The 3316-nt window shown below is 60.1% G+C and carries 2 protein-coding genes; one reads left to right on the top strand and one right to left on the bottom strand.

The window, feature by feature from the left end:
• Positions 1-369: 369 nt before the first annotated feature.
• Positions 370-1023: a hypothetical protein gene (locus K6T84_RS23675; protein WP_329786975.1), complete on the bottom strand. Its 654-nt coding sequence runs from the start codon at positions 1021-1023 to the stop codon at positions 370-372.
• Between the two features lie 699 nt (positions 1024-1722).
• Here K6T84_RS23675 and K6T84_RS23670 point away from each other — a divergent pair.
• A complete protein-coding gene (locus K6T84_RS23670) occupies positions 1723-3015 on the top strand; it encodes a phytanoyl-CoA dioxygenase family protein (RefSeq protein ID WP_329786974.1) in 1293 nt (430 codons plus the stop codon).
• Positions 3016-3316: the final 301 nt, after the last annotated feature.

The following is a 3316-nucleotide window of genomic DNA, read 5'->3' as shown; positions in this document are numbered from 1 at the left end:
GCACTCCAACTTTCGGCGCGACGACCGCGCTGGCATCACGGCCAAACTGCAACCATCGAGCAAGGCCCACCGTTCTCGGCGTTTCTTGCGGCAAGTGCCGACCACGGGGACAGCAGACGCTTCCACGGTGTCTGCACAAAGCTATTCAAATCGCCGAGCGCAGGACGCACACCAGCAGCGTTCACCGCATGTACTTCTCACGACCACCACAGGGCAATCCTGGCCTGCCTCCATCGATCCACTGGCGATAGAAGCAGGCCAGGAACCTCTGACCGCTATCCGGTCCCTGGTTTAACTGTGCGCGCTACGAGACGGTGCTCAACGCGATCCGCGAAGACACCCTCGGCGCGCCCAGATCGCAATGGCCGATCAATGCCCCTTAACGCCAAACTGCATGCACCCACCGTTGTCGGCAGGGCTCAAATTAAGGCCAGCTAATTCCAGTTTTCCGCCAGCATCCTTGACTCCCCATGCGTTGATGCACTTGCCTTGCACGACGGCCCCCGAATCGCTAGGTGCGCCCTTTGTGTAGTCCGTCTGATCGGCTACCGTTACGTCGGTCTGAGACGGACTGCCGTTGGCGCCGGTAGCGTTCACGTTGATTGTGTTCTCTGCTACAGAAGCAACGGTCCCGATCACCTGACGAACTGCACCGGACGATTCGGCTGCTTCGGTCTTTGGTTGCGGGCACTTGCCGTCACTCGCAGGCGGGTTCAGTTGGACAGAGACGGCCGTGCCCGCGCCACCTTGGGCCGGACCCGGTTTGAAATTAACTGTCACGCAGCTGCCGCTGACCACATCGACCAGCTGAGCGTCGACGTACTCCACTACCTTGGTCGACGAGTCGAGGTGGATGGTGGCCACCCCACCATTATTCTGAGTGACCTCGACCGAGTCGCCGGAAACAGAAGAGATCAAGCCTTGAACCACCACTTGCTGACCGGCGCCGGGTGCCGGCGACTTCACCTCTTGGGACTGCGCCTCGGGGGACTTCTCGTCGTGCTTGGAACTGCACGCACCCACAGATAACACGGTTGCGACGGCGACCCCTAGGAGCGCAGCTCCAGTTAGCCGACCATGGTCGAAAGTTAGTTGCATCGAAAACCTTTCAATCGTCGGCCGCTGCGGCCAAACCCGGTAGAGAATTATTCCACCATCGGAGGAACGGTGTAGCGCTATGCAGACTACTGCACTTACGGGGCAATCGCGCTGAACGGTCGCATCCCGTGGCGTAGCGCCTAACGCGCCCACGCTTCGGTCTTCGGTTGCGGGCACTTGGGGCCATCCATCGGAGGGTTCCGTTACACAGGGATGTTCGTGCCAGCGCTGCCCCGCGTCGGGCGGGTTTGAAATTAACTGTCACGCAGTTGCCGGTAGCCGCTTCGGTCAACTGCGCCTCGACGTACTCCATGACCGTGGTCGAGGGGCCGAGGTTGATGGTGGTCGGCCTGCTCTGCTCGGTTACCTCTCGGTTACCTCGACCGAGTTGCCGGACACCGGCGCGAACCAGCCTTGCACCATCGCGCGGCCACAGACGCACCCGTTGACGAGATCCCAAGGGACTTCACCTCCGGAGACTCCGCATCGCTCATTGAACTGCACGGTGTGCATGAAACCGGCGATGATCCAGAGCCCAGGAAAATTCTCGTGGCGAACGCGGCAATGTTATATTGGGCTCCGTAACCTGCAGCAATAGAGCAAAGAGGCGGTGACCGCGGCGAAATGGCTGAGACCGAGCACGCAGAGAACGAACTGATGCCGCACGCGGATGCGGATGTCGGAGTCGACTTCGACGCAGAATGGTATCTCCACGCCAACCCGGATGTCGCCGAAGCGATCCGGGCGGGGTACTTCAACTCCGCTCTGCAGCACTATCTCAAATCCGGGCGCAGAGAAGGCCGGCGCGGAACGCCCGCCGACACCGCAGCGTTGTCCAATTTCGACGCCGTTTGGTATGCGAAGTCGTACCCGCTGGCGGCTGAGGAGTCTTCGTCAACCGACGCAGCACTGCTGGAGCAACACTATGATCGGATCGGCCGTCATCGCGGCTATAGGCCCAATCCGAAGGCCCTACGGCCGAAGAACGCGGCGGCCATGCGTTCTGCTTATGGCGGCCTGTGGATTGATCAGGCCAACGCACTGGACTTGATCCACGGCAAGTATGAACTTGGCGCCATCACCGCCGATGAAGCGCGGGACCTGGAGAGCCTTGTCCAGGACGGCTACGTCGTGCTGAAGAACGCCGTTCCGAACGTAATCCTGGACCGCGCTACCGAGGTGCTGGAAGCGGCCTACGAAGGCCGTTATCCCCAGGTCCTCTTCGAGTGCGGTCTCGTCGCGCCCGGCCAGATCGCCTGGCACGAGCAAATGACCGAGGTGCCTGCTAAGGCTCTGGACCTGCACTGGTATTTCGATCAGATCCGCGACCTCGGCTTCGCGCCGGCGGTGGCCCGCTTTCTCCACCTCCTGTTCGAGCGGCCCGCCTCGGCCTCGCAGTCACTGGGCTTTTACCGCGGCTCGGCACAACCTATGCATCAAGATTCGGCCTATGTCGCGTACTCTATTCCGCAGCAGTTCTCCGCCGCGTGGTTCGCGCTCGAGGATGTGAAGCCCGACGCGGGTGAGTTGGAGTACTTCGTGGAAAGTCATCGCAAGCTGCCGGAGTTCGTCCACGCCGGGCGCTTCAAAAACATCACGGACGCGCACCTCGTTGACGTCAGCGCAGATATCCTCAGGGAAGAGGACGCTAAGCACGCCAAAGCGATTGTAAGCGAAAGTGAGCGCCTCTTGTTGAAGCGCATATCTTTCATGGCCAAGCGCGGCGATGTACTAATATGGCACTCGGAACTTGCCCACGGCGGTCGCCCAATCTCCAATAGGGTCAGCCGGAAGAGCGTAGTATTCCACTACTCGCCGAGCGAAATCGTGCCGCTGTATAGCGAAATTCGTCCGATGCAGTTAAAGTACCACTCCGCGGGTTGCTACTATTCGTCCGGAGTGTATTCTCACGAGTAGCGAACCGGCGATTTCGAAGTCCTTGCAGCAAAAGACAGCCGCTTGACCGCTGTGCACTAATTTATTTCAATGTATTTTTCTTTTGCTCTATGCTCATTTGAACGTTCTTCGACGTTGCCCGGGCAGTGTTGGTTGGGTCTGGGTCAGTGGCCCGCTTCTGCGGATGCAGTAGAGGCGTGTCCGGCGGGCAGGATTCGTGGGATTGCGGAGGGCCGCAGGCGTTGCACCTGACCTGTCTGACCGGCCGGTTGCTGACGGGTTGAGCGTTGATCCTGTGTTTGGACATTTGGCTGAGTACCCA

The sequence above is a fragment of the Mycobacterium zoologicum genome, from assembly GCF_020181635.2.
Classification (GTDB): domain Bacteria; phylum Actinomycetota; class Actinomycetes; order Mycobacteriales; family Mycobacteriaceae; genus Mycobacterium; species Mycobacterium zoologicum.
Note: the sequence above shows the minus strand (reverse complement) of the source record. Positions and strands in the feature narration are given on the sequence as shown.

Excerpts from the sequence above, each read along its gene's own strand:
- K6T84_RS23670 (WP_329786974.1), top strand. The coding sequence starts at position 1,723 with ATGGCTGAGACCGAGCACGCAGAGAACGAACTGATGCCGCACGCGGAT.